This is a genomic window from uncultured Methanobrevibacter sp., assembly GCF_905235195.1.
Classification (GTDB): domain Archaea; phylum Methanobacteriota; class Methanobacteria; order Methanobacteriales; family Methanobacteriaceae; genus Methanarmilla.
Genome location: NZ_CAJOKH010000012.1, coordinates 1 through 24,258, shown reverse-complemented (window position 1 = coordinate 24,258; position 24,258 = coordinate 1). Strand labels below are relative to the sequence as shown.

Below are 24,258 nucleotides of genomic sequence, written 5' to 3'. Positions count from 1 at the left end.
TCAATAACATTATTTGCAAATAAAAATATAAAAAACTTGCTAAAATAAAATATAACAATGTTAATATATAATTAATTTTTGCTTAAGTTTCTAGCAGTGTCTATAATTAGTAAATTTTATTAATGATTATTCTAAATATATTATTATTATTAATCTCAAAGTTTTTTTTAATAATTTTTTTTGGAATATGATAAAATGATAATGGTGCAAGGAAAAGTTGGTGGAAAAGTTTATACAGAACCTTTTTCTAAAGGAGTTTTGTCACGTTCTTTAACTAGGGCGAAATTAGATATTAATGAAGCATATGATATTGCTTCATCCATAGAATCAAAAATTAATGAAGAAAATATTGAAATTATTTCTACTGATGATTTGTCTGAAATGGTTATTCGTGCCCTTGAAAAATATAATAAAGAAGCTGCACGGAATTATATTTCTTGGACAAAAATTAAAAAGTTCAAAGAGCCTTTGATTGTTTTAATTGCAGGTGCATCAGGTGTAGGAACTAGTTCCACTGCTTTTGAAATTGCTAATCGGTTAGGTATTGGTAATATGATAAGTACTGATATGATAAGGGAAGTAATGCGTAAAATTGTATCTAAAGATTTGTCTCCTGTAATTCACGAATCTAGTTATAATGCCTATGAAGCTATGAGAATACCTACGCCTCCTGAATTTGATGAGGTAATTACAGGATATAAAAATCATATAACCACCATATCTGTAGGTGTAGATGCTGTAATTGAAAGGGCATTAACTGAAGGAATAAGTATTGTTGTTGAGGGGGTTCATATTGTTCCAGGATTTATAAGACAAGATTTGCTAGATAGGGAAAATGTCATTTTATTTACATTGCAGGTAAGTGACCCTGAAATACATAAAGGAAGATTCTATTCGAGAAGTAGTCAAATGTGGGCAGGAAGACCTCTACAGAAATATTTGGATAATTTCCTATCAATTAGAAAAATTCAAAAATATATCGTAATGCAATCACAAAAATACAATGTTCCAGTTATTGAAAATATTGATTTATCAACTACTATTGATTATATGATTAAGACTATTACTGAAAAATATGAGGATTTACATAGTGAGGATAATATTTAAATTTTATTTTTAATTTTATCTGGTTTTAACTTATTTTATTTATATATAGGTATTTCTAAATTTTCATAAACTTTATATAATATTAATACTAAATTATATAATGGCTAGACTGGAGGGTTAGGGGTCCTCTGTAAGCACACATCCCCTTTGGTGCAGTTGAAATCCGAGAGGCGGCTTTTTGATATGGGAAAGGCCTTAAAAACTAATATAGAAACTTCGTCCTGCAGGATTAATGGTGGTAGGATCTTTACTGGAGGGTAAAGGTTAATTATCTTTATTACAGGAACGTGTCAGGCCCGGAAGGGAGCAGCTCTACTGTTTACAATTAATGCTTGTAGAGTAGCGGAGTGGAGTTGGTTTTTGAGATAACCTTTTTTGTTGATTCTTGTCCACTTTCGGATATGCCAATTTATAATGGTTTTTTTTTAAAATCCTGCTTTTTAATAAAAACGAAACACTTTTATATTATTATCTTATAATACTATAATGTTATATGATATTTTTTCACATTTTTATACAATTTTCATATGTCGGGATGGCCCAGCCTGGTACGGCGTCGGACTGCTAATCCGATTATCTTTTTGATAACACGGGTTCAAATCCCGTTCCCGGCGTTTTTACTTTTTTTAGAATTTTTAAATTTTAATATTTTTTATATTTTTATCATATGGCTTTTTTTATATATGGGCTGTGGGATAAAATTTAAAATATTTATGAGAAGTAAATATTATTATAGTTATAAATTTATTTGGATTTATATTTAATATTTTAATTATTTTTTAAATATTATTTAGAGTGTTTATCATGATTAAAAATACAAAAAGAACAGATTCAATAGAATTATCTACAATAAGAAAACTATTTGAAGTAACTAATCCTAATGCAATTAATTTAGGTATTGGTGAGCCTGATTTTGATGTTCCTGAAAATATTAGGGAAGCTATGAAAAAAGGCATGGATGATGGTTTCACTCATTACACTTCAAATAAGGGTTTTGATAATTTAAGAAAAGCTATCGTTTTAAAATTGAAAGAAGAAAATAATATTGAATCTGATATTGATGATGTAATTGTAACTTGTGGTGCTACTGAGGCATTATTTGATTGTTGTCAGGCTTTATTTGAAAAAGGGGATGAAGTTTTAATACCTAATCCTGGATTTTTATCTTATGAGGCAGGGATTAAATTGGCTGAGGCAACTCCTGTAGGTGTAGAAACCCCTATGGAAAATGGATTCAAATTAATGGCAGATGACGTTCAAGAAAAAATTACAAATAAAACAAAAGGTTTAATTATTAATTCTCCATCCAATCCAACTGGTGCTGTTATGGAGAAAGAAGATATTAAAGCAATTGCAGATCTTGCAACTGATTATGATTTTATGATTATATCAGATGAGATTTATGAAAAAATTATTTATGATAATAAAAAACATTATTCTCCAGCTGCCTTTGGTGAGAATGTAATTACTCTTAACGGGTTTTCTAAAACCTATGCAATGACTGGTTTACGACTAGCATATATGGTATCTCCTAAATATATTACAGAAGATTTATTAAAAGTTCATCAATATGTAACTGCATGTACAAGTTCTATTTCACAAATTGGAGGTCTTGAAGCTTTAACAGGTCCTCAAGATTCTGTTAATAAAATGCTTAAAGAATTTAAACGAAGAAGGGATTTAATTTCTGATAGTTTAAATGATATGGGGTATGAATGTGTAAAAGGAGAAGGAGCATTTTATGTATTTCCTAAAGTGAATAATCCTGAGATTTTTGTTCAGAAAGCAATGGATGCAGGTGTAATATGTGTACCCGGTCTTGCTTTTGGTTCTGTAGGTCAAGACTTTGTTAGAATGTCTTATGCTAATTCATATGAAAACATTGAAAAAGCTATGGACATTTTAAAAAACATGGATTAGTCAATTAAATATAAATCTTTTTTTTATTTTACTATTTTTAATTAATAATTTTTTTTTGTTTAAGTATCTTGTAAATTTAATAGAGATAGTTATTTTTTTTAATATTTTTTAATTAAAATGCATTTTTTTTATAATCTTATTAAAATTTATTTAAACCTAAAAAATAATTGTTTTAAATATATTTATTAATATATATAAAATTATTTAATTATTTTTTGTGTGAATTTTTATGGATAATGAGACTCGGAATAAAAAAGGTAAAAGGGCATTTTTAATTGCTTTGATAGGTAATGTTTTTTTAACATTTTTTAATATTACGATAGGTTATTTTTCTGGAAGTTATGCGCTTATTGCAGAAGGAACACATACTTTATCAGATATTGCAACATCAGTTATAGCTTATGTTGGATTTAAAATTGCAAGTAAACCTGCAGATTCAGATCACCCTTTAGGTCATGGGAGAGCTGAAGCTATTGGGGGCCTTCTAATTGTATTATTTTTAGCTATAGTTTCTTATGAAATTATTGAAGGAGCAGTAACAAAACTATTTTTTTCAAATCATATTGTATCTCCTTCCTATCTTGCAGGTTTTATGGCAGTAATAGGTATTATTGTTAATATAATAATGAGTCAAAGTATAATCTCCATTGGTAATAAAGTCCATAGTCCTGCTATTGTTGCAGATGGAAAACATCAAAGAGTTGATGTATTATCTTCATTTGTAATTTTAATTAGTGTTATATTATCAAATTTTGGTTTTCCACAAATAGATCCTATTGTAGGACTGGCTATTGGATTAAGTGTTTTAAAAGTAGCAATTGAAGTTGCAATGGATAATATTAATCATATTATGGGTAAACTTCCTTCTCAAGAATTACTTGATGATATTAAACAAGTTGTTTTGGCTGTTGATGGGGTTGAAGGTATCCATGATATTAGGGCGGATTTCTTTGGGTCTTATGCTACAGTAACATTTCATATAGAGCTTCCAGAGGATTTAACTTTTCCAGAAGCGCATAAAATCGTCCACATCGTTCAAGATGAAGTAGAAGAGAAAATCGATGTAATTTATGGCGCAACGGTTCATGCATGTCCTACTGGTTTAAATTATGATCATAAAAAGAAAATTGATAAGATTAAAGATTAAAAACTTTATTTTTATTCTATTTTTCCATATTGGAAACATCTACTTTCTTTTTTACTATAGCAATTATTACAATTTTTACATATGGACACGCTATGACCATTTTCTTTCCATTTATCTAAAAAATTATTTTCAGCAATAAATGGTTTTGAAATAGATATAAATTCTATATTATTTTCATTTAATAATTTATTAATAGTATCACTATCTCTTATATTTCCTCCAACAATTACAGGGATGTCTACAGATTCAATTAATTTATTAATATCTTTTAAATATTCATTAGGGTTTTCTTTTGTTTGAGCAACTGAAATAGCTTGTCCGGTAAGTTGAATACTGTCTGCACCATATTTTTCAAAAAGTTTAGCTATTTCAATAGCCTCTTTTGGTGTCATTCCTCCTTTTCTAACATCTTCTAAATTAATTTTACAACTAATGTGTAAATCATAATTTTTATTAATTGCATTAATAAGTTCTAAAGCAATTCTACATCTATTAAATGTGTTGCCTCCATAATTATCTTTTCTTTGATTAAAATAATGATTAATAAATCTTGCAAGATAGTAATTATTTCCCATATTTAATTGAATTCCATCAAAACCTGCAAATAAAAACTTTTTAGCAGTTAATAATACCTGACTTTGGAAATTTCTAATTCCTTCTATACTTATGTCATTTGCTTCTACTTTTTGGTTGAGGCCATCATTAAAGTAAAATGGTGCAAGTTGACCAAGTATTGGAACGTTATATTTGTGGCAAATATTTGTTATGTCTTTGTAATCTTTCATAAATCCTTTATAATTTGCACTGCTAGAGTATTCATAAAATCTGTCATGATAATCTAGAGCAAATATTTCAGATGTGATTAATCCTACACCACTTTTTGCTATAGATTAATATCTTTTAAAAACACGTAGTTTAAAAACCCTCCTTCTTTTTCTCTTTCCCGAGCCCAGTTCTAATGATTCTACTTTTAATGTTAAATTCATCAAATTTTACCTTATCAAATATGTTTTTCATTTTCCCATCTCTTTATTATCATTTGATTTAATTAAAATAGATAATGCTATAATTGTAATAATTATTCCTATAATATTTAATATTGTGGGATTTTCCCTAAATAATAAAAACCCAAATATTGTTGCTGAAAGTGGTTCTGCACCACTACATAATATGGTTGCCCTACCATTTTCAATATGGGTTATGGCTATTGTAAATAATAGATAAGGGCAAATTGATGTAAATAATGTATGTGCAAATGCAAAGGGTATATTTGTTATAGGGTTCAAACTAATAAATGAACCAAAGTTTGCCCAGTCTGTAAATGGACTTAAAACAATACTGATAAATAGGAAACTATAAAAAAGTGTAGTATAAATGGAATATCCTTTGTTTGTAGATAATTTGGAAAATATTCCATATAATGCCCAAAATATAGCAGATAAAAGTCCAAATAGTACGCCATTTAAAGACAATTGAAGTGTGGAATTACTTTCTAAAATTCCACTTACAAGTATACAACCAAATATTGCTAAAACCAAACAAAATAGTTTTTTTAATGTAATTTTCTCTTTAAATAGTATTGCTGATAAAAACATTGCAAATATTGGTGCTAAACTTAGTAAAACAGCTGCAAGTGAAAGTGTTAACTCAACTGCAGCTTCATTATTACATAAATTTAACAGCATTACGCCAATTACTCCACTTCCAATAAATAACCATATGTCTTTAAGTTTTATTTTTAAGGAGTCTCTATCAAAGAGTATTAACCCAATAAATAGTATTATACTTGCAAGTACAATTCTTGTTGATAAAATAGTAATGCTATTTATTCCAAAATTATGTAGGGTTCTTATAAATAGTCCTACAGATCCCCAGAAAACCCCTGCAATCACTGGTAATAATAGAATTATTTTCTTGTTCATTATAATCTCCAAATTATCTTTTATATATTGATTATTTTATAATTTTATTTTAAAATTATTTAAAACAATTGTATTTACAATTATAACAACTGTTAATCTCACACCATGGGGTAATTTCATGTTTTTTAATTTTTTCATATTCTTCAATTAAAAAATCTTTTCTATATCCAATATCTATATTGTCCCAGGGTAATTCATCCTCTGCTTCATAGTGAGGTATATGTTTTTTCCATGTACTTGTTGTAATTTTTTTATCATATGCTTTTTCAATTAATTCTCCAATTTCTCGTCCACCACATGATAAAACATATTGCTTTAAACCTAATTTAGCGCTGTTAAATTTAACATTTATTCCATTAAGTTCTTTTTTAAGAAATTGTATCTTTGATTTAATTGTATTAACATTATAAGTTTCCCATTGTAAGGGTGTTTGAGCCTTAGGAATAAGTGGATTTATACTAAATTTTACAGATAATTTTTTATTAATTTCATTTTTCTTATTATTTATAGATGTTATATATTCACTTAAATCTAATAGGTCTTCATATGTTTCATTTGGAAAACCAATAATAAAGTATAGTTTTAAATTAAATCCTATTTGAAGAGCAGTTTCAATGACATTATCAATTAACTCATCAGCTATGTCTTTATTAATTGATTTTCTAAGAGGATATATTGATTCTGGTGCGATCGTTAATGTTTTAAGTCCACTCATTTTTAAAGATTTTAAGGATTCTTCTGTAATTGTTTCAATTCTCATAGAAGGACTTGATATTTCAAAACCTAAATCTAATAGGCTGCTTGTTAACTCATCTATTTTAGAATAATCGGAAACAGCAGGTCCAATTAATGCAACTCTATTAATATTAGAATTTTCTCTTGAAATTTTAGCAATTTCTATTAATTTTTCAAGGGATGTTTCTCTTGTAGGTCTGTACAAATATCCGGACATACAAAATCTGCATCCTCTACTACATCCTCTTGAAATATTTAAGAGTATTGCATTTCCAAAAGCAGGTATGTATTTTTCATCATCTGTTTCTACAATAATTGGATTTGTAATATGATAAGTCTTATCCATATCTTCAATAAGCGAAATTTGAGTTTTATTATTATATTTTGGAATATACACTCCTTCAATATCTAGAAAACTTTCTAAATTTTTTTTAGGATTATCTAAATCATTATATATATCAATTATTGAATTTAGAACATTTTCACCTTCACCTATAATAAAAATATCAATAAAATCAAATAAGGGCATAGGATTTGCAGTAACACAGGGGCCTCCAGCTATAATGAGAGGATCTTTATCAGTTCTACCGTCTCTTTTTAGAGGAATATTACCCTTTTTTAAGATTTCAATTAAATTAAAATAATCCTCTTCAAACTGTAAAGTAAAACTAAGAATATGGAAATTAGATAAAGGACTATTTGTTTCAATACTTCTAGTGTTTGGATATATAATTCTCTCACACCAAGTATCTAATCTATCATTTAGTAAATTATATAAAATTTGATAACCAAGTGAAGACATAGCAACTTTATAAACATTAGGGTAAACTAATCCAAATCTAAGATTCACATCATTAAATTTCTTTTTCACTATATTTGATTCATATAACATGGTTTCACTAGTATTTTTACATTTTTACTTTTGTATTATGGAATTTTTTACTATTGATTTATTAATATCTTATTTTGAATAATTGATTTATAAAGTATATATTTTTATCTAATAATACAAATAATTTAATTTTAATTGCTAATTTTATAATGTTATAAGTTTAATTTAATAAAAGTAGGTAAATTTAAATAAATTAATTAATAAATATTTTTTTAATAATTATATTTAAGGGATTTTATTATGGCAAAGAATTACAAAAAAGTAGTTGTAGGAGGAACCTTTGACAAATTTCATTATGGTCATAGAAAACTTCTTGAAACTGCTTTTGAAATTGGAGAATATGTTGAAATTGGAGTTACCTCTGATGCTTTTGGAGTTCTAAAAGGAGATATTGATTCTTGCCAAGTTAGAATGAATAATTTAAATAATTTTTTTAAGGATTATGATAATTTCCATATTATCCGTTTAGATGATAAATATGGTCCTACTATTTATGTTGATGATTTCGATGCAATTGTTGTTAGTGAAGAAACTGAACCTACAGCTATTGAAATAAATCAAATACGTGTCGATAAAAATATGGCTCCTTTGGATATTGTAGTCGTTAGCTTTGTTTTAGCTGATGATGGAATTCCAATATCTTCTACTAGAATTCGTAAAGGGGAAATAGATAAAAAAGGAAATTTGGTATAATAAATATTTTTAATTTGTCTTATGAATTTATATTTAAACCGTTATGTTTAAATATGCATATCGATATATAATATATTATAATTTATTTAGGTGATTTAATGGCTATTCAAATAGATGCTCTAAAATGTGGACATGTGGAAAATTGTATGGGTGGTGGTTTATGTATTAAAATATGTGAACAAGGTGCTCTAGTAGAGGAAAATGGGGATGTAAAGATTATTCCAGAAAAATGTGACGATTGTGGTTTATGTATTACATCTTGTCCAAATCAGGCTATTTCTAAAATATAGGTGTTTTTTATGTCACTTGTTGAAAGAGAAGGGATGGAAAATAGAAAATTAATCTATGCTAATGATAAATGTGTTGGTTGCGGAATTTGTGCTGATACATGCCCTACTAAATCTTTAATATTAAGTCCTATTGTGCCTATTGCAAGAGGCTTAATTGAAATGGATTATATTTCTTGTAATAAAAACAACTGTGTTTTATGTGGTTTATGTGCATCCAGTTGTCCATTTGGGGTTTTAGGATTAGAAATTAATGGGGAACTCATTTCCAAATCAAAACAATATCCTAATTGGAATAATGAAGCGAAAATCAATGAGGAACTTTGTTTTTATTGTGGAAAATGTGTAGAAGCATGTCCTAGAGACTCAATATTTTTTACAAGGAAGTTACCTGATATTAATGATTTACTTTCTGGGGAAATTAGCATAGATGATGAAAAATGTGTTTATTGTAGAGTTTGTGAGGAAATGTGTCCTTCTTGTGCAATTAATATAAGTTCTAATAATGAATTTGGAGTTCCAGATACTATTGAAGTTGATGATTCTAAATGTGTATACTGTCAGGTTTGTAAAAGAGCTTGTCCACAAGATGCAATTACTGCAATATGTACAACTTGTATGTTTAAAGAAAATATTGATAAACCTAATATTGAGGGTACTATATTTATTGAAGGTAAATGTATTAACTGTGGATGGTGTAAATCAGTCTGTCCTGCAGATGCAATTGATATTATAAAACCATTTATTGGTGAAATATTAAGAAATCCTGAGTTAGTATGTAAAGGAGAAACTTGTCATGCATGTAAGGATGTTTGTCCAGCTAATGCAGTGGAAATTATTGAGGGGGAATCTAAAATTAATCCAGAATGCTGTGTTTTATGTGGAGCCTGTGTTAAAGCTTGTCCACAAGATTTACTCAGTGTTAAAAGGGAAAGTATGGCCCTTGATAATATTAACTCTATCTCCTGGAAGGATATCCTTGGAAAATTACTTGAATAACTTTTTTCTTTTTTTCTATTTTTGATTTTATGAATTTCTTTTATTTAAAGTATTTTTAGCTAATTTTCTTCTTTATTTATATTTTTTTTTTTAACAATTTACTAATAAAAGAATGTGAAGATTATTTAGTAGTTTGAATATTGACTTCATCCAATTTAATTTTATTATATTATTTAACATAGTTTTTTTTTTAAAAAAAGAAAGGTTAATTAATTAATAATCGATTAACCGGATAATATTTTATTAAATATTTGATAGGGTATTGTTTCGAGCATTTTCAATTAGTCTACTTAATGAATTATTAATATTTTCATTAATTTGAAAAATACTACCACCAACAATAAGTGCAATAACAATCATCCCTCCAATAAGTAATATTAATTCAGCACTTAATTGGGCAGTGTTCTCATTAATTAAATTCATCTAACCCCTACTTGTTAAATTAGTTCTAAGTTGCTCTACATCGGATGTGGAAGATAGTGTTAATGTTTGGAAATAGTTTCTATATATTAGAAGTGCAGCAATTGCAATGATTATTACACCTCCGAATAATAGAATGTATTCACTAGCACCTTGTCCATCTGTTTCATTTATTAATTTTTTTATTTTATTTTTAATTTTATTCATTATATCACCAGTTTATAGTATTAAATCATATATTAATAATATTATTCATCTTATTTTAAAATTAATCATTTTTAATTTATTTATTTTTAAATTAAATATTATTCCTATATTTAAAATCATTATTTTTTTTAATTTTTCTTATTTTTAAATTAATATTTTTAAATTCTATAAAATTTTAAAAAAAAAATAGTCTAAAATTTCTAAATTGAAGAAGTAAATTAAGAGTTGTTATTTTAGATTTTTATAAAAATATTTTATATTATGTCTAATTTTAATGGTAAACTTTAAGTATTGTAAAATTTATAAATATGTTTAATATTTTCTATTCATATTAAAAAAATTTTTAACTTTCAAGTAGGTGTACTGGATGGCTAATTATTTAAAAGTTTTTTCAGGTATTTTATTACTTGCTATGGGTATAGCAATATTGATATTAAATTACTTTTATAAGTTCAGGGAATTTATAATTGTTTTAGGGATGATAATAGCTATTGTAGGATTATTAATAATTTTAACTTCAGGTTCTACAAAAATTATTAGTTTTGGAAATGATAAACGAGTTTTTAGAGAAAAATCTAAATCTCCTGCAGATAAATTTAAAAATATGGAAATTAAAGGTTTAAACAATATGCCTAATCTTGATGATATTGATTCCTTTAATCTTGGTAGTTTAGAAAATGCACAAAAAAATATTTCAAATAAAGTAAATGATATTTATAAGTCAGTTCCATCTAAAAAAAATCCTAAAGCAGTACTAAAGGTCGAATCTAATACTTCAAAATTTACAGATAAAACTTATCAGTTTACACCTAATTATGAAAGACCTTTAAAAATTACCCGTAAACCTGCTAAAAAACAAGGCCATAACACTGGTTTATTTAATATTTCTAATATACCTAAATCTGATAAGTCTAAAGTTATTGAAGAAGAATTAGGAAAAAATAATCTTGAAAAATTAGATTCTAATTTATATTTAAATAAAGATGATTTATCTCATGGGGAATTTATTCATGTGGACCACTCTCAAGATGATTTTTACAGTCCTGAGGGAGATTATATTGGATACCGGGAACCTGTATCTGATGATGAATCAGTTGTTGTAGAGGATAATACTTTAGAAGAAGAAATTGTTCCTGTTCCTGTTGAAGATTTATTTGAAGATGATGAAGATGGGGAAATTGTAATAGATCCTAATAATCCAGAATCTATTCCTATTCCTAAACTTTTAAGAAGTTATGTAATTGGTTCTAATGGGAAAATTTCCACTCAAGAGGCATTTGATGAGTTATCTGCAAAGGCAAATCGTGAAGTATGTTTGATAACTACTTCTCTTAAAGATTTGTCACATGATTTTTTGCTTAATATTTCAAATATTCCAACAAAAATCATTATTGAGGATATGGATTTATCTGATTTATCTGAAAAGTTAGTTATTAGTTCAATAATTAATAAAAATGTTGAAATTAGGACTATGCCTAAACTTAATACAATTAATTTAATTATTGATAACAATTATGCTTTAATTGTTTCTGATGATGAAGAGGATGAAAATTTCCAATATGGTGCTGTTTATGATGACAATAAGTCAATTGATGATATTAAAAACATGTTTGATTCAACTTGGAATTTAGCAGAAAAGATTTATACTCCTGAATTTGCTTCTGTATAATTTTTTTAAACTATTATATATTTATTTTTTTTAAAACAAAAACATATTTGTAATATTTTTAATTTTTAAAATTAGATTTGGAGGTTAGATTATGGAAATTAGATGGTTAGGTCATTCTGCATTTGAAATTACAACAGATGAGGATATAAAAATTTTAATTGACCCTTTTATTAGTAATAATCCTAGTTGTAATATTCCTGTTGAAGAATTTAATGCAGATATTATTTGTATAACTCATGGTCATTCAGACCATTTTGGAGATGCATATGAGATTGCCGAAAAAAGTAATTCTCTTGTAATTTCTAATCATGAAATTGGTGTATTCTTACAAAGACAAGGTATTGAAGCAGTCAATATGAATATTGGAGGTTCTGCTTTTATTAGGGATATTAAATTCACTATGGTTGATGCTATACATTCTTCAGATGTTGATTTTGTTGAAGAAGGCACAGTTCCAGGAGGTAGTGCTTGTGGATTTTTAATAACACTTCCAAATGGTGATAAAATTTATCATGCTGGTGACACTGCATTATATGGTGATATGGAAAATATTATTGGTAATATTTATAAGCCAGATATTGCAATGATACCTATAGGAGATAGATTTACCATGGGTCCTTTTGAAGGAGCTTTAGCTACTCGTTGGGTTTCACCAAAGGCAGTAATTCCTATGCATTATAATACATTCCCTCCTATTGAACAAGATCCAGTTATTTTTTCTAATTTTGTTAAACAATTAGATCCTTCAATTGATGTTGTTATAATGAATCCTGGTGAAGTTTACAAACCAGAATTAAAAAAAGAATGATTTAAATTTAATCATTTTTTCATTTTATTTATTTAATTTTAAAACAGCAATATTTTCGTTCTAATTTTAAATAATTTATATAACTTTTTTTTCATTGAACCATTTTTTTTAATTCATCTAAATTAGATTTAATTGCTTGTTTGTATTTTGGGTCAGACAACACTTTAAACTGTTTTTTATTAGTTTTTATATAGGCCTCTTTCATAATTGCTTGTAATTCTTCAATATCTTTTTTAAATATAATATCTAGTTTAGCTTTTTCTTCTTCATTTAAAGATGTTAAATGTGCTTTAATAGTGGGTTTAAATTTAGAAACAAAATTGTGATTTTTTTTCAACATTCTCTCTATTACAAAAGCAGGTGCAATTGTAAATAGTTTTTCATAAACTTTAACATCTTCATATCCAAGTTCTTCATTTGACATAGTATCAGTTTTTTTTCAATTTAATTTTTTTATAATTTCAAAATCAATAGTATTTAATTCAATCTTTATATGAATTTATAGTATATTTCTTAAATGAGTGGAATTAATATTTTTTATCATCAAAATCACATTTACCAGTTGGTAAGACCCTTACAATATCATCAAGTTCAATTAACTCATCTTCATTAATTTTAGATAATATCCTTTTTGCCATAGCTTCTTTTTTAGTATATCCTGGTTTTATAACAATATAATTATCTGTAAGTGATTTCATAGCCTCTTCGGGTCCTGCCATTAAACGTTTTCCTTCATAATCAACAATTCCTACTGCAATCCTTAATTTTACACCTCTTACATGATTTCTTCTACCTCTTATAATAAATGATCCTTTGGCTACATACTCTCCACTTTCCGGACTTTTGGAAACTTGTTCTGGTGTAACCCAATAAACATCCTGTGTAGAATAACCATCGCTCCAAGCAGATGAAAATGATGCTGCAAAAATTGCAGATTCTTTAATAGTATTATCATCTAATTCTTTACCCTTTAATTTTATAGCTATTGAAGGAGCACCATGTATATCTGCATGCATATAAACATCATTATTATCTAAATATTTTTTAACAATATTTTCATTACTATTAGCATCACGTCCACCGATTACAAGTATACCTGTAGAACTTACAAACCATCTTAATTTTTCATACCATTTAAGTTCTTTTTTAACTCTTTTTTGTGGAAGCATAATACTACTCATAGCATTAACTTTTTTGTTTAAAATATCTTCTAATTGTTTTTTGGTATTTTCAATAGCAATATTTGCTCCAGCAATCTTACGTTTAGCTTTTTTTGCTTTTTCATAGTATATATTAGCATTTTCAGGTATAGATATTTTAGAATTAATGTTAATATCAGTATTTTCAATATTAATTATAAGATTGCCCATTTTATCTACTGATTTAATAATCTCAGCTTCATCCATACCTTCCTTTTTAGCTTTTTTTAGGATTTTATCAATTTCCTGATAAGAATAATCATTTGATTTTGCATTTTCAATAACATTAATTAATGATTCGATTTTTTGATAATTGGAATAAATCAACTCTCCTTTTTTATGTGATTTTTCTATTGTATCTTTAAATCCTTTAAGAGTTTCTTCCTGAAATTCTAATCTCTTTTCAAATTTTGATATTTTTTTATTCCATGCTTTTTCTTGTTCATCAGTAATAGTATTTTTTACAGCTTTTGAATAGAATTCATCACAAGCTTCATTAAAACTATCGAAGTAGTTGTGTTTAAAGTTTTTATATTTTAAAAGTTCAAGTGGTAAAACATCATCTTTATCTCCACTTACAATTTCAGGTTTAATTTCACCATTTGCAAGAGGTTTAAAAATTGATCGAATTGCTAAGTGTATTGATTTTACTTCTTCCTCATTTAAAGTAGAAGCTTCACTATTTTTATCAATTAAGCTTAAATCTTCATTTGTTCTAAAATCATTAGTTCTTAATATAATCTCTTCGGCATATAAACTTCCAAGACCACTTTTTGCAAGTGTTCTAATAACATCATCATCGGAATTTTCAAATAATTGTTTTAATTCTTCTTCACTAATTTTAATAGGGTTTATTCCATTTTCAGGAGGATAAGTATATTCTCTTTTAGCACTTATATCTCTATTGCTCCAGGATTTTCTCTTAAGGGGCATTATAATATTTTTATCCTCATCAATTAAGATAATATTGCCTTTAGAAAATAATTCAACAACGATGGTGTATATCCGATCTTTTTTCAGGGTAATTTCAACAATACGATCAAAATTATATTGTTTAATACTTAGGAGATTAGCACCTTTAAGTCTTTTTCTAAGTAGCATTGGAAAGGACGGAGGTTTAGTTGGATTAGGTAGAGGATACTGACTTTTATGAATACGTTTTCCAGCTTCCATTACTAAATCTATTCGCCCAAAACCTGCTTTATGAAATCTCATAACAACAGTTTCCTTATTGGGCTGGAATGATTTATCTACTCTAGCACCTTCTAAAAACTCATTTAATTCATGTGATATTGCATAAATATCAACATTGGTCATTGTCTTCATATAAACATCCTTTTGTATTTGCTCTAGATTATTGTAAAAATATATATTTTTTTTTTAAAATTATTATTTCTTTATTTTCTAATTTTTTATTTGAGTTTTATTTTTTTATAAAATTAATCTATAATTTTAAATAATATATTAAATAATATTTTATTATTGTTTATTTATATGAATTTTACTACTTAATTTTATTAATATTTTTTCATAAATTAGGTGATTATATTCTATATTTTTAAGTAGTCTAATTTTATTAGAAATTATCTAAAATAAAAATTATTAAGTTTTATTTAGAATTATTATATGTTAATAATTTATTAGTAGGAGATATTATGGATGAGGTACAAAAAATTACAACAATCCACATAGTTCCAGCGTTTTTTTGTGGAATAATTTCTGCAATGTTCTCTTATGGAACTTTTGGTTTTAAAAATGAGCTTATTGCATCATTAATTGGTATTGTTGTTATATATTTAATTGGACAATATTGTCAAAGGAATTTTAAAGAATCTATTGATGGTTTTAGTCAATGGTTTATGACTGGAATTATGCCTTTTGGATTTACATGGTTTATTGTTTGGGTAATATTCTTTAGTTATGCTAAATTCATTCCATTTATATAAATTCTTTTTTACTTTTTTAATAGCGCTATAGCTATTTTCTTATTTTTTTAATTAGTTTTTTTATATTATAGTTTTTTTTTTAATTGTTTTACATGAGCTATTTTTTAGATTAGTTTTTATATTCTATTCTTTTTAATTAGTTTTAAATATACTTTTTTTTTAACTAAATGCTATAATTAAGTTAATACATTAATTATATAAAAATTAAAACAAGAATTAAATTATATAAAAATTTATAAAAAATAAGCAAAAAAATTTAGAAATAATTAATTTAATACATTAACCATAAAAGATTTAAAAATATAGCAACTATGAATGTTATTGGAGCTATAATTTTACTTACTTGGACAGTAGAGCTTATGGTGGATATTAACTCTGTAGAATTATTTGGTCCAAAACTTCTAATACTTTTAATTTTTTCAGTAGCACAACCTGCTTCAACTTCTTCAAGGTCTTCTATAGATTTTTTAACACTTGTTTTAGTATATTCAATAATTTCTTCTCTTTTAGATAATCCTATTGGATTGTATCCGCGTGATATTGTATTTACACTATGTGTATCAGTAGTCATAACTTCAGCTTCATCAATATCTAGCTCACAGACTGCATCTATAATTTCTTTTCTAAAACCAACTTCCATATTGTTAGAATCAAATAAAAGATATGCAGTTCTTTGACCATCAACTTCAATAATCATAGTTTTAAGCCCACTATCTCCAATACCATTATCTTTATTTAATCTTTCCAAATGGGATTGGTCACATCCCATTTTGATTCCTTCATATTTTTCATCAGATTCGATTATATCAATAGCTTCAATTAATTCAAATACTTCAGAATCTCCAGATAAGACTTGACCAGATTCTTTAGAGAATGAATTGTGACAGTCTACAATTATTGCAGTGGTATCATCAAATTTTTTACTAGCTCTAATCATCATTATTAATCCTACACTAAATTCAATATCGTCACTACCTAAAGGTGCAAATGTAGAAAGAACATTCATACCTTTATTGAAAAATTGTACACCAATATTTGCTGTTTTATAAGAATATCTTCTAAATTTACTTGCTTTATTAGAATATTCTATTTTAGAAACAGCTTTTTTAACACTTTCTTCGATTTTATCAATTTCATTAATGTGTGTAGGGTTAAAATCATGGGTTGAAGGTCCATGAGCTACCATTGTAAATGGTTCAAATTTATTTGCAAGAACAGTAGGCATATTTCCTCCCCCCATATTTCCAAGAGGACCTGGGTGGACTGCAGGACTTATAAATAATCCTTTAATACCTTTTTCATTTTTAAAACTAACTACACTTACAATAGTATCAATATCTTGACCTACTTCTGTGAATTTGTCTTCAAGTAAGTGGGTACCATCATTTATATGGGATACAAATAAGCTTATTAAATCTAACATCTCTATTTTAAGATTTTTTTTCATAGGTGCTGCAAGTGTTAAAATAAATAATATTATTGCAATTTCAAAGATTAAAGATCCTACTATAATTTTTACAATAAGGGAGATTGATAAATTTATTGAAATTAAGTTTAAACCTAAAAAGTTAATTAGTACAAGTACAATTATTGAGAATAATGGTTGGAAAAATGCAATAATGCTGGATTTAACAAGGCCTATTCTTGTTACACTCCAAAATACAATAAAACTGAATGCAAATATGAGAATACATCCAAATTCTAAAAATGCTAATATTGTCCCTGGGTTTGCAGATAAAATAACTCCTACTAAGGTTAAAAAAGATATTGCAGCCCCATTTATAAATGTTAAAAACATTGAATGTTTAACCATAAGGTTTATTCCTCTCATAAGATGTATTGCTCTTGCAATAACCACACCACAAATTATTGAAGTTAGCCCAAAACTCATAAAACTAACAATGATTGCTCCTAGAATTTGGTAAAAAATATTTTTTTCACCATTAGGTACTATAATTCCAATTAATAAACCTATAATTAATGTAAATATAGTAATGGCTTTAATTGAAAATTTAGTATTAGGTAGGGTGGTAATATATTTTGAAAGCCCTGCAACACTACTCATACTAGACATTTTAGTTCCTCACAATCATAAAAATTAATCTGTATAATATTTATTAATTATATATTATTATTTTTAATATTATAATAAAATTATATATAATCTTATAATATTTAAGATGTTAGTAATTTTTAAGTATTTTTTAAAATGTTTCACTAAAATTATATAGATTAACAATCAGAATATAATATATATTAAACAATTTTTTATTTAGTTTTCAAGTGATATGATGATTAATTTAAAAACTCCTATTTATTCAGAAGATGTTAAAGATTTAAAAGCTGGGGATGTTATTTCTATTACAGGTACTATTTACACTGCTCGTGATCAGGCTCACAAACGTATTGTTGATGATGGAGAGCCTTTTAGTTTAGAGGGTGAAGTTATTTTCCATGCAGGACCAATTATAAAAGAGGAAAGTGGAGATTATAAAGTTGTAGCTATTGGTCCTACTACTTCTATGAGAATGAATCCTTATGAAGCAGATGTAATTAAAAAAGGAGTAAGGGTTATTATTGGTAAAGGTGGAATGGATGAAAGTGTTCGCCAGGCTTTAATTGATAATGAAGCTATTTATACAGTTGCAACTGGAGGATGTGCTGCATTATATGTTGATTCAGTTGAAAAATCTAAAGGTGTTACATGGTTAGATTTAGGTGTTCCAGAGGCAATGTGGGAATTAGAAGTAGTTTCATTCGGTCCTTTAATTGTTGCAATGGATTCAAAAGGAAATTCATTATATGATTAATTTTTTTGTTTAATAATTCTATTTATTTAATTAGTAATCAAATATTTCACAATTCTATTTATTATTATTTTTCCATATTATTTCTTATAATTTCAACTTTAAAATACTAATTAAATCATATTCATTTTTTTGTTTTTAGAATGTTTCCCTTTTTATTTTTGAATGTTTTTTACATTAGCTTTCTAAATATCTTTATATAGTTTAATGTTTATAATAGTTTTAAAGTTTTTTTTTTAAAAAAAAATTATTTTAAACATATTATTTTAATTTATTATTTTATGAATCTTTTTTAATAAGGTTTATATATGGTAAAAAATTATATTAGATTAACAAAATAATGTTTTAATATTTACCTTTATTTCAAAAATTTAAATTATTAAAAATTTAAATTATTATTGGTGATAATATGGCAAGTGAAATAAAAGAAGCTGCGGAAAAAAAATATAAATCTAGAATAAGGAAATTAAAAAAAGTAGTTAAAAGTGATGAAGAAAAAGATAAATTTTTCTCTCAATTAGGAGCTTCATTTGAAATATTTTTACCTACTAAAGATCCAGAAGAAATGGCGGATAGTTTTCTTCTTTACTGTGATGTGGATGGTACAGTTGTTGATGCAGAATATACTTATAATGAAAGAGAGGAATTTGAATCTTTACCTGTTGATGAAAAAGATTTAAAACTTTTAGTGGAAGCAGTTGAAGATTTTAAATTCGTTATATTAAATGAAGAATAAAATATAAATCCTTATTTTTTTAATTATTTTTATTATTTTTATTATTTTTTTATACTTATTTTGTATTATTTTTTTATAAAAAAAGTAATTATTTTTTTTTTAATTAATTAGTATTAATATATTTTTTTTTAAAATCAATATATTTAATTAGATTGTGGTAATATGATAGTTGGAAATTCTTTAGATGAACTTAAAAAAAGAGAAGCTGCTTATGAAATTATTAAAGATTCTATTGAATCAGGGACAGGTTCTCAGTTATATGATTTAACAGGACTTTCTGGAGGATTTATTGCTGAGGAAGAAGAACTTGATTTGCTTCAAACATATATTGGCCCAGCTATTTTTGAAGATAAACTTCAAGATTTAGGGATAAAACATATGGGTGGAGAAAAAATATTTGCACTAAATAGGACTAGTTCCGGAATTCTTGCAAGTATACTTGCACTTGTAAGTGAAGGAGATTCTGTTGTTCATTTTCTTAAAGCACATCCGGCACATCCATCTATTATACGGGCGTGTAATTTGGTTGGTGCAGAATATAAGGAATATATTGATTTAGATAAATTTAATATTGAAAATAATACTGCTCTTGTAATTATTACAGGTTCTACTATGGATCATCAAGTGCTAGATGAAGAAAGCTTTAAAAAAGTTATTGAAATGGCACATAATAAGAATATTCCAGTATTTGTGGATGATGCAAGTGGGGCTAGACTTAGAACAGCAATCTTTAATCAAAAACCTGCGTGTGATTTAGGTGCAGATTTATCTGTTACAAGTACTGATAAGCTAATGAAAGGTCCTCGTGGAGGATTAATGGCGGGAAAAGAAAATTATATAAATATGGTTAAGGCAAAATCTAATGAATTTGGTCTTGAAGCACAAGCACCAGTTATACTTGCTATGATTAATGCATTAAAAGAATATAATCCTCAAAATTTAAGGGATAGTATTTCTAAAAAAGATAAATTGTTTTCATTTTTAGCGAAATCTTTTAATATGTTTGATGAGACTCCAACAGGAGTAATGGTTTCTAAAGAATCTTTAAAAAAAGAGGTAAATTCAAAAGTAGATATTTGTAACTTGTCAGATACGGATTTATGTTTCCTTTGGAGTATGATTTTACTTAAATTTCAAAATATTATTACAATTCCAGCGGTTTCAATGCCTGGTGCATCAACTACAATACGGGTTGATTTATCAAGTAATGATTCAAATAAATTAGAAATTGAAGATATTTATGAAAAAATATTTAAGTCTTTTAATCAATTACTTGAAGTATGTGTTGATGAAAATCTAAGTAGAAAAATTATTTACAATTTATAATCTTATTTTTAGTTAATTATTAATTTTCCTTATTTTTATTTTATATTAATTAATTTTATGATTTAATTATTTTAGTTAGCTATTATTATTATTAATTGAACTATTAATTTAGTTATTAAGGATAAAAATAATTAGGTTAATATATTTAATATTTTAAAATAATAGAAAAAAAGAAAAAAAGAAAAATTTAGTTTAAAGTTCTCTACACTCACCAGAGAAAACTTTAACTAAGTTTCCATTTGGTTTTTCAATAATTAGAACACCTTCTGCATTGATTCCAATAGCATAACCTACTAAAATTTTTCCTAAAGGTTGTTTAATTTCGACCATTTTACCTATGGTGTGGCTATGTTTTCTCCATTCATAAAAGATATTTTCATAATTTTCAGCAATAAATTCATTATATGTTTTTTCAAATTCTTCAAAGAATTGTCCCATAATTTTTTCATTACTGATTTCACTATCTGCAACATCTTGAAGGGTAATGCTATTTTCTTTAAGGTCACTTGGAAAATTAGTTATATCAATTTTCGAATTAATTCCAACACCAATAATAATACTTTCTAATTCATTAAATTTAGCTATTGATTCTGTTAGAATTCCACACACTTTCTTTTCATTTATTAAAACATCATTCGGCCATTTAATTTCAGCTTTAATATTTAATTTCTCTAATGTATGTGTTACTGCTACAGCAGTTGCTAATGTTAAAAGAGGAGCTTTTTGTGGTGAAATATTTGGTTTTAAAATTATTGATAACCATATTCCTCCGTCAGGAGATTCATATTTTTTACCACTTCTACCTTTTCCCTTTGTTTGCATTTTAGAGATTATAACAGAACCATTTGGAACATCTGGTGCTAAAAATTTAGCTATTAAATTTGTTGATTTTACAGAATTATAATAATAAATATTTTTACCAATAAATTCACTATTATTATTATCTTCTATTTTATTTTTTGTATTAGGGTCAAAGGATTCTTTTCCAAGTTCTTTTATTCCTTCTCTAATCTCATTCATACTCATTTTAAGTAGTTCTTCAACGCTTTTCTTTTCCATATCTATTTTTTCAGATAAAAGTTCTAAGATATCTCGGTCCATTTTATCACAGGTTTCATTTAATTAAAAAATTTTTTTTTTTAAATATTTTTTTTATAATTAAAAATCTTATTTTTGTTGTTGATTTTGGTTTTTTGCTTCATTTAAGTAAGAACCAACAGCTGATGAAATTGCAGCTATCTTTTTAGCAGGCATAAATGTAGATTTTAAACGATTTACATTTTCTAAATCTTCAGCTATTACATTCTCCATTTCTTCATAAATTCTATTTTTATTATCATCAATGAAATGTGTATTTAACTCACCAGATAGGAAATTAGGATTTCTAATTATTGCTTTATGGAATGGAATAGTAGTTTTAACACCAAGAACAATATATTCACTTAATGCTCTTTTCATTCTAACAATAGCTTCTTCTCTATTACTTCCGTAGGCTATTAATTTTGAAATCATTGAGTCATAGAATGGAGGAATGGTGTAATTTGCATATACTCCACTGTCTAAACGTACTCCGGGACCTCCTGGCGAACGGTATGCAGTAATTTTACCAGGATTTGGTGCAAATTCTGCAAGAGGGTCTTCTGCATTAATACGGCATTCTATTGCATGTCCTTTAACTGTAATATCATCTTGACAATAGGATAAGTCTTTACCTGATGCAACTTTAATTTGTTCTTTTACAATATCTACATTTGTAACCATTTCTGTAATAGGATGTTCTACTTGAACACGGGTGTTCATTTCAAGGAAATAATAGTTTCCATTATCATATAAGTATTCAATTGTTCCTGCATTAGTATATCCAATATATTCTGCAGCTTTAACTGTACTCTCTCCCATTTGTTCTCTTAATTCTTCTGTCATAATAGGAGAAGGTGCTTCTTCTAAAAGTTTTTGATGCCTTCTTTGAATAGAACATTCTCTGTCGGCTAAATGTATAACATTTCCATTTTCATCAGCTAGAACTTGGAATTCGATATGGCGAGGTTTTTCTAAATATTTTTCAATAAATACTGTAGAATCTCCAAAATTAGTTTTTGCTACAGATTGGGTTGATTCAATAGCACGTACTAATTCATCTTCTTCATATACAGTACGCATACCAATTCCGCCCCCTCCTGCTGATGCTTTGATAATAACAGGATAACCAATATTCTCAGCTATTTTTATTGCCTCGTCAATTTCTGAAACTCCTTTATCAGTACCTTCTATTACAGGGACTCCTGCTTTTTTCATAATTTGTTTTGATGTTATTTTATCTCCCATTTTATTAATAACATCTCCACTTGGTCCAATAAGTGTTATTCCATTTTTTTCACATTCTTTTCCAAAGTCTGGGTTTTCAGCCAAAAAACCATATCCTGGATGAATAGCATCTGCACCAGATTTTATTGCAACATCAATAATTTTATCAAGATTTAAGTAGGATTGTTGTGGGCTGGGATTTCCAAGCGGATATCTTTCATTTGCATAGTTTGTATAAAGAGAAGATTTATCTGCATCAGAATATATTGCTACACTTTTAACATCAAGATCACGACATGCTCTCATAATTCTTATTGCAATTTCTCCCCGATTTGCAATTAATATTTTATCAAACATTTGATACCTCATTTAATTTTTCTTTTATCTAATTATAATTATTTTAAAACTTTTTTAATTTTAATTAACTAATATATGATTAGTTTTTTAAATAATTTTTTTTATAAATATATATTATTAAATATATTAATAGAATTTTCCCCATACTTTTTTTCTGTTCATATATTTGGGCTTTTTATTATTAATAATTTTTTTATTATTTTAAAATACTTCAATTATAAAACTTTTATTTTACTATTCAAAATTCAAACAAAAAAATAATGAGGAATTAAATGATAATATATGTTAAAATATATATTTTTAGCAAATTTGATAGAATATAAGCATTAGCTATATAATATCATTTAATTGTGAATTTATATTTTCTTTAACTTGTTTCAGATAATATCATAATTTTTTAGTTTTCTTTTTAAAATTAATTTTTTTCTTTATAATTTTTTTTTATAATAAATTTAGATGGGATTTCATATTATTTTTGAAGGGGGGAATTGATTTTTTAAAATAATTTAAGTTTTTGAAATTACCATTTTTTAGGAACTTTCAAAAACTTAAGTGATTTTAATTTTTAATAAATATTTCAATATAATTTTTTTTCTCTATTAATTTTCCGTTATTTTTAATTTAAAAGTATGTAAACTTAATATATAAGGTGAAGCTAATATATTAATATGAAATAACCAAATATAAAAGCTTCAAATAGTATTATGTCTGATAAACAATTTAAACTTTCCGATTTGATTCTGGAGTTTTCTAAATTCCGTACGATTGAGGATAAAA

The 24,258-nt window shown here is 26.2% G+C and carries 22 protein-coding genes, 1 tRNA gene and 1 other RNA gene; 14 read left to right on the top strand and 10 right to left on the bottom strand.

The genetic code is table 11. The features are described 5' to 3' along the window. Nucleotides 1-195: 195 nt before the first annotated feature. The 5 genes from QZ146_RS01930 (at nt 196) to QZ146_RS01910 (ending at nt 4,174) form a co-directional block, all read left to right on the top strand. Nucleotides 196-1,107, top strand: a complete 912-nt coding sequence (locus tag QZ146_RS01930; protein ID WP_295721936.1) for a 2-phosphoglycerate kinase — start codon at nt 196-198, stop codon at nt 1,105-1,107. A gap of 97 nt (nt 1,108-1,204) precedes the next feature. After that, an RNA gene (gene ffs, locus QZ146_RS01925) (signal recognition particle sRNA) lies at nt 1,205-1,518 on the top strand. 118 nt (nt 1,519-1,636) lie between these two features. After that, nucleotides 1,637-1,721: transfer RNA gene (locus QZ146_RS01920), tRNA-Ser, on the top strand. A gap of 190 nt (nt 1,722-1,911) precedes the next feature. Further along, nucleotides 1,912-3,027 carry a pyridoxal phosphate-dependent aminotransferase gene (locus QZ146_RS01915; RefSeq protein WP_295721934.1) on the top strand — a complete coding sequence of 372 codons (1,116 nt, stop codon included), beginning with the start codon at nt 1,912-1,914 and terminating at the stop codon, nt 3,025-3,027. A gap of 229 nt (nt 3,028-3,256) precedes the next feature. Then, entirely contained in the window at nt 3,257-4,174 is a 918-nt protein-coding gene (locus tag QZ146_RS01910) for a cation diffusion facilitator family transporter (RefSeq protein WP_295721932.1), read from the top strand. A gap of 11 nt (nt 4,175-4,185) precedes the next feature. Here QZ146_RS01910 and QZ146_RS01905 read toward each other — a convergent pair whose 3' ends face one another. From QZ146_RS01905 to QZ146_RS01895, 3 genes are all read right to left on the bottom strand, one after another. Continuing rightward, nucleotides 4,186-4,959, bottom strand: coding sequence for a tRNA-dihydrouridine synthase (locus QZ146_RS01905; protein ID WP_295721930.1), 774 nt, complete (start codon nt 4,957-4,959; stop codon nt 4,186-4,188). A gap of 228 nt (nt 4,960-5,187) precedes the next feature. Then, nucleotides 5,188-6,096 (bottom strand): DMT family transporter, encoded by a 909-nt coding sequence (locus QZ146_RS01900; RefSeq protein ID WP_295721928.1) that lies wholly within the window; start codon nt 6,094-6,096, stop codon nt 5,188-5,190. A 55-nt stretch (nt 6,097-6,151) separates the two neighbouring features. Beyond that, a complete protein-coding gene (locus QZ146_RS01895; RefSeq protein ID WP_295721926.1) occupies nt 6,152-7,723 on the bottom strand; it encodes a radical SAM protein in 1,572 nt (523 codons plus the stop codon). 237 nt (nt 7,724-7,960) lie between these two features. On the opposite strand from QZ146_RS01895, the gene QZ146_RS01890 reads away from it, so the two are divergent. From QZ146_RS01890 to fwdF, 3 genes are all read left to right on the top strand, one after another. Beyond that, nucleotides 7,961-8,416, top strand: a complete 456-nt coding sequence (locus tag QZ146_RS01890) for a phosphopantetheine adenylyltransferase (RefSeq protein ID WP_295721938.1) — start codon at nt 7,961-7,963, stop codon at nt 8,414-8,416. Nucleotides 8,417-8,514: 98 nt separating this feature from the next. Next, nucleotides 8,515-8,706: a 4Fe-4S binding protein gene (locus QZ146_RS01885; protein ID WP_295721924.1), complete on the top strand. Its 192-nt coding sequence runs from the start codon at nt 8,515-8,517 to the stop codon at nt 8,704-8,706. Nucleotides 8,707-8,715: 9 nt separating this feature from the next. Then, entirely contained in the window at nt 8,716-9,702 is a 987-nt protein-coding gene (fwdF, locus tag QZ146_RS01880) for a tungsten-dependent formylmethanofuran dehydrogenase subunit FwdF (RefSeq protein ID WP_295721922.1), read from the top strand. Nucleotides 9,703-9,945: 243 nt separating this feature from the next. Here fwdF and QZ146_RS01875 read toward each other — a convergent pair whose 3' ends face one another. Further along, nucleotides 9,946-10,125: a class III signal peptide-containing protein gene (locus tag QZ146_RS01875; RefSeq protein ID WP_295721920.1), complete on the bottom strand. Its 180-nt coding sequence runs from the start codon at nt 10,123-10,125 to the stop codon at nt 9,946-9,948. Continuing rightward, on the bottom strand, nt 10,126-10,329 hold the full coding sequence (locus tag QZ146_RS01870; RefSeq protein ID WP_295721918.1) for a class III signal peptide-containing protein: 204 nt from the start codon (nt 10,327-10,329) through the stop codon (nt 10,126-10,128). It lies immediately after the preceding gene. 367 nt (nt 10,330-10,696) lie between these two features. Here QZ146_RS01870 and QZ146_RS01865 point away from each other — a divergent pair, with 367 nt between their 5' ends. Then, nucleotides 10,697-11,998 carry a hypothetical protein gene (locus QZ146_RS01865; RefSeq protein ID WP_295721916.1) on the top strand — a complete coding sequence of 434 codons (1,302 nt, stop codon included), beginning with the start codon at nt 10,697-10,699 and terminating at the stop codon, nt 11,996-11,998. Nucleotides 11,999-12,089: 91 nt separating this feature from the next. Then, nucleotides 12,090-12,806, top strand: a complete 717-nt coding sequence (locus QZ146_RS01860) for a metal-dependent hydrolase (RefSeq protein ID WP_295721914.1) — start codon at nt 12,090-12,092, stop codon at nt 12,804-12,806. Between the two features lie 91 nt (nt 12,807-12,897). Here QZ146_RS01860 and QZ146_RS01855 read toward each other — a convergent pair whose 3' ends face one another. Both QZ146_RS01855 and rqcH read right to left on the bottom strand, forming a co-directional pair. Beyond that, complete coding sequence (locus QZ146_RS01855; RefSeq protein ID WP_295721912.1) at nt 12,898-13,230, bottom strand: hypothetical protein; 333 nt, start codon at nt 13,228-13,230, stop codon at nt 12,898-12,900. A 103-nt stretch (nt 13,231-13,333) separates the two neighbouring features. Next, nucleotides 13,334-15,331 (bottom strand): ribosome rescue protein RqcH, encoded by a 1,998-nt coding sequence (gene rqcH / locus QZ146_RS01850; protein WP_295721910.1) that lies wholly within the window; start codon nt 15,329-15,331, stop codon nt 13,334-13,336. A 329-nt stretch (nt 15,332-15,660) separates the two neighbouring features. Between rqcH and QZ146_RS01845 the strand changes: the two genes are divergently transcribed. Next, nucleotides 15,661-15,951, top strand: a complete 291-nt coding sequence (locus QZ146_RS01845; protein WP_295721908.1) for a hypothetical protein — start codon at nt 15,661-15,663, stop codon at nt 15,949-15,951. A 271-nt stretch (nt 15,952-16,222) separates the two neighbouring features. On the opposite strand, the gene QZ146_RS01840 is transcribed toward QZ146_RS01845, so the two are convergent. Beyond that, nucleotides 16,223-18,025, bottom strand: a complete 1,803-nt coding sequence (locus QZ146_RS01840; protein ID WP_295721905.1) for a DUF2070 family protein — start codon at nt 18,023-18,025, stop codon at nt 16,223-16,225. A 214-nt stretch (nt 18,026-18,239) separates the two neighbouring features. Here QZ146_RS01840 and QZ146_RS01835 point away from each other — a divergent pair, with 214 nt between their 5' ends. From QZ146_RS01835 to QZ146_RS01825, 3 genes are all read left to right on the top strand, one after another. Next, entirely contained in the window at nt 18,240-18,761 is a 522-nt protein-coding gene (locus QZ146_RS01835; protein ID WP_295721902.1) for a FumA C-terminus/TtdB family hydratase beta subunit, read from the top strand. A 406-nt stretch (nt 18,762-19,167) separates the two neighbouring features. Continuing rightward, the gene (locus QZ146_RS01830) at nt 19,168-19,494 is read left to right on the top strand and encodes a hypothetical protein (RefSeq protein WP_295721900.1); all 327 of its coding nucleotides are present in this window, start codon (nt 19,168-19,170) and stop codon (nt 19,492-19,494) included. 162 nt (nt 19,495-19,656) lie between these two features. Beyond that, on the top strand, nt 19,657-20,820 hold the full coding sequence (locus tag QZ146_RS01825; RefSeq protein ID WP_295721898.1) for a TIGR03576 family pyridoxal phosphate-dependent enzyme: 1,164 nt from the start codon (nt 19,657-19,659) through the stop codon (nt 20,818-20,820). 192 nt (nt 20,821-21,012) lie between these two features. On the opposite strand, the gene QZ146_RS01820 is transcribed toward QZ146_RS01825, so the two are convergent. Beyond that, nucleotides 21,013-21,921 (bottom strand): biotin--[acetyl-CoA-carboxylase] ligase, encoded by a 909-nt coding sequence (locus QZ146_RS01820; protein ID WP_295721896.1) that lies wholly within the window; start codon nt 21,919-21,921, stop codon nt 21,013-21,015. A gap of 66 nt (nt 21,922-21,987) precedes the next feature. Beyond that, nucleotides 21,988-23,481: an acetyl-CoA carboxylase biotin carboxylase subunit gene (locus QZ146_RS01815; protein ID WP_295721893.1), complete on the bottom strand. Its 1,494-nt coding sequence runs from the start codon at nt 23,479-23,481 to the stop codon at nt 21,988-21,990. Nucleotides 23,482-24,258: the final 777 nt, after the last annotated feature.